Source organism: Actinophytocola sp. (assembly GCF_045807065.1).
Classification (GTDB): Bacteria; Actinomycetota; Actinomycetes; order Mycobacteriales; family Pseudonocardiaceae; genus Actinophytocola.
On sequence record NZ_JBJMIE010000150.1, the window covers coordinates 1 to 3168 of the forward strand.

Here is a 3168-nt window from a genome sequence, read left to right on the forward strand (position 1 = left end):
CCGTGCTGGGCCTCATCTCGCTGGCCTGCTCGGCGCCGCTGATCCTGATCTCGACGCTCTACGAGTCGAAGTACGCGGTCCTCGCGCGCCGCGCCCAGGACCAGACCGGTGACCTGGCGACGACCGTCGAGGAGTCCGTGCTTGGCATCCGCGTGCTGAAGGCGTTCGGCCGCGGGCGGCACCTCACCGACCGGTTCACGCGGGAGGCCAGGGAGCTGCGCGGCACGGAGCTGCGCAAAGTTCACACGGTCGGATTGCTCTGGGCGGCGATCATCGTGCTGCCGGAGATCGCCATCGGCGGGCAGCTGCTGTTCGGCACGTTCGCGATCGTCGACGGTTCGATGACCGTCGGCACGCTGGTCGCCGGCGTCGCCGTCGCCACCTACCTGCGCTGGCCGACCGACTCGATCGGCTGGCTGCTCGCCGAGACCAACCAGGCCGCGACCGCCGCCGCCCGCTACTGGGAGGTCCGCGACGCCGAGGTCACGATCACGGACCCGGCGCACCCGCGCAGACTGCCCGCGAACGGCCGTGGCCACGTGCGGTTCGAGAACGTCCGCTTCGCCTACCCCGGCTCCGACGCCGAGGTGCTCAGGGGCGTCAACCTGGACCTGCGGCCCGGCGAGACCGTCGCGCTGGTCGGCGCCACCGGCTCCGGCAAGACGACGCTGACCGCACTGGTCGGCCGCCTCGCCGACGTGACCGGCGGGAAGATCACCGTGGACGGCGTGGACGTGCGGGACCTGGACCTCGCGGAGCTGCGGAGCACGGTCGCCACCGCGTTCGAAGAGCCGGTGCTGTTCTCCGCGAGCGTGCGGGAGAACGTGGCGCTCGGCTCGGCCGCCGCGAGTGAGGCCGACGTGCGGCAGGCGCTCCAGGTGGCGTCGGCGGACTTCGTCCACGACCTGCCGTGGGGTCTGGAGACCCGCATCGGTGAGCAGGGCCTTTCGCTGTCCGGCGGGCAGCGGCAGCGGCTGGCGCTGGCCCGCGCGGTGGTCGGCAGGCCGTCGGTGCTGGTGCTGGACGACCCGCTGTCCGCGTTGGACGTGCACACCGAGGCGGAGGTCGAGCACGCGCTGCGGCGCGTGCTGTCGGACGTCACCGCGCTCGTGGTGGCGCACCGGCCGAGCACGGTCCAGCTGGCGGACCGCGTCGCGATGCTGTCCGAGGGACGGATCACCGCGATCGGCCGCCACTCCGACCTGCTCGCCACGAACGAGAAGTACCGCGCCTTGCTGTCCACGATGGACGACGAGCGGGACGAGGTGGTCGCGTGAGCGAGTCAACGACAACGAACACGCCGACGAACACGACAACGAGCACGCCGACGGACGAGGAGGACTGGCGGGGCGTCGCCGCCGAGGACAACGAGGAGCTGAACGCGCTGGTCGGCAGCCGGCTGCAGGCCCGGTCGCGCCGGCTGCTGGCCTCGCTCGTCCGGCCCCGCCTGCGGACGGCGCTCTTCGCGCTGTCCCTGGTGGTGCTGGAGAACCTGCTGACGCTGGTCGGCCCGCTCGTGGTCGCGATCGCCATCGACACCGGCATCCCGGACGCGGTCGGTGTCCACGGAGCCGGGGACACGACGGTGTTGCTCTGGTGCGTCGCGGCGTACGTGGTGTCGGGCCTCGGCGCGGCGGCGACCCGGTTCGCGTTCCTCAAGGTCGCGGGCCGGTTCGGCCAGGACGTGCTGCTCGACCTGCGGCAGCGGATCTTCCGCCACGCGCAGCGGCTGTCGATCTCCTTCCACGAGAAGTACACGTCCGGCAAGGTCATCTCGCGGATGACCAGCGACATCGACTCGCTGCACGACCTGCTGGAGGACGGGCTCGACGGCCTGTTGACGGCGATCCTGTCGGTGGTGGGCATCACGGTGATGCTGCTGGTGCTGGACGTGCCGCTGGCGCTGGTCGTGCTGGCCGGGCTGGTGCCGCTGGTCTGGGTGACCAGGTGGTTCTACCTCAGCTCACGGCACGCGTACCGGAGCACCCGCGGCGCGATCGCGAAGATCATCGTGCAGTTCGTGGAGACCATGAACGGCATGCGGGCCGTCCAGGCGTTCCGCCGGGAGGACCGCAACGAGGCGATCATGGCGGGGCTGAACGAGAACTTCCGCGGCGCGAACAAGAAGGCCCTGGTCGTGGTCGCCCGGTTCACGTCGACCGTGCGGTTGGTCGGCAACCTGACGCTGGCGCTGGTGCTCGCGATCGGTGCCGTGCGGGTGGTGAACGGCGGGCTGGAGCTGGGCGTGCTGACGGCGTTCACCCTGTACCTGCGGCGGTTCTACGACCCGCTGGACGAGCTCGCGATGTTCGCCAACTCGTACACGTCGGCGACCGCGGCGCTGGAGAAGATCTCGGGCGTGCTGGAGGAGGAGCCGGTGGTCGTGGAGCCGGCCGTGCCGACGGCGCTGCCGACCAGGACCACGGGCCGCGCGGTCGACTTCGCGGCCGTGGAGTTCCGGTACGCGCCGGACACGCCGGTGGTGCTGCCGACGTTCGACCTCCGCATCCCCGCTGGTCAGACGGTGGCGCTGGTGGGTGCGACGGGTGCGGGCAAGTCGACGATCGCGAAGCTGGTGGGCCGGTTCTACGACCCGTCGGCGGGCGTGGTGCTGCTGGACGGCGTCTCGCTGCGGGAGGTCGCGGACGACGACCTGCGGCGCGAGGTGGTGACGGTCACGCAGGAGAACTTCCTGTTCGCGGGCTCGGTGGCGGACAACATCGCGCTGGGCCGCCCGTCCGCGACCCGCGCCGAGATCGAGGCGGCGGCGGTCGCGGTGGGTGCGGACGGGTTCGTCGAGGCACTGCCGGAGGGCTACGACACGGACGTCCGCAAGCGCGGGGGCCGGCTCTCCGCGGGGCAGCGGCAGATGGTGGCGTTCGCGCGGGCGTTCCTGGCCGACCCGGCGGTCCTGGTCCTGGACGAGGCGACGTCGAGCCTGGACGTCCCAACGGAACGGGCCGTGCAGCGGTCGCTGGAGTCGGTGCTGGCCGACCGGACGGCGCTGATCATCGCGCACCGCCTGTCCACGGTCCTGATCGCGGACCGCGTCCTGGTGGTGGAAGGCGGCCGCATCGTGGAGGACGGCTCCCCGGAGGAACTGATCGAGGGCCGCGGCGGCCGCTTCGCCGCCCTCCACCGCACCTGGCTGGAATCCCTGGCCTGACC

2 protein-coding genes are annotated in these 3168 nt (G+C 71.9%); both read left to right on the plus strand.

The features are described from left to right. On the plus strand, nt 1-1277 hold a 1277-nt coding region (locus ACJ73U_RS08855; RefSeq protein WP_407777059.1), incomplete at its 5' end, for an ABC transporter ATP-binding protein. Beyond that, nucleotides 1274-3166: an ABC transporter ATP-binding protein gene (locus ACJ73U_RS08860; RefSeq protein WP_407777060.1), complete on the plus strand. Its 1893-nt coding sequence runs from the start codon at nt 1274-1276 to the stop codon at nt 3164-3166. The genes ACJ73U_RS08855 and ACJ73U_RS08860, both read left to right, overlap by 4 nt. Nucleotides 3167-3168 lie beyond the last annotated feature (2 nt).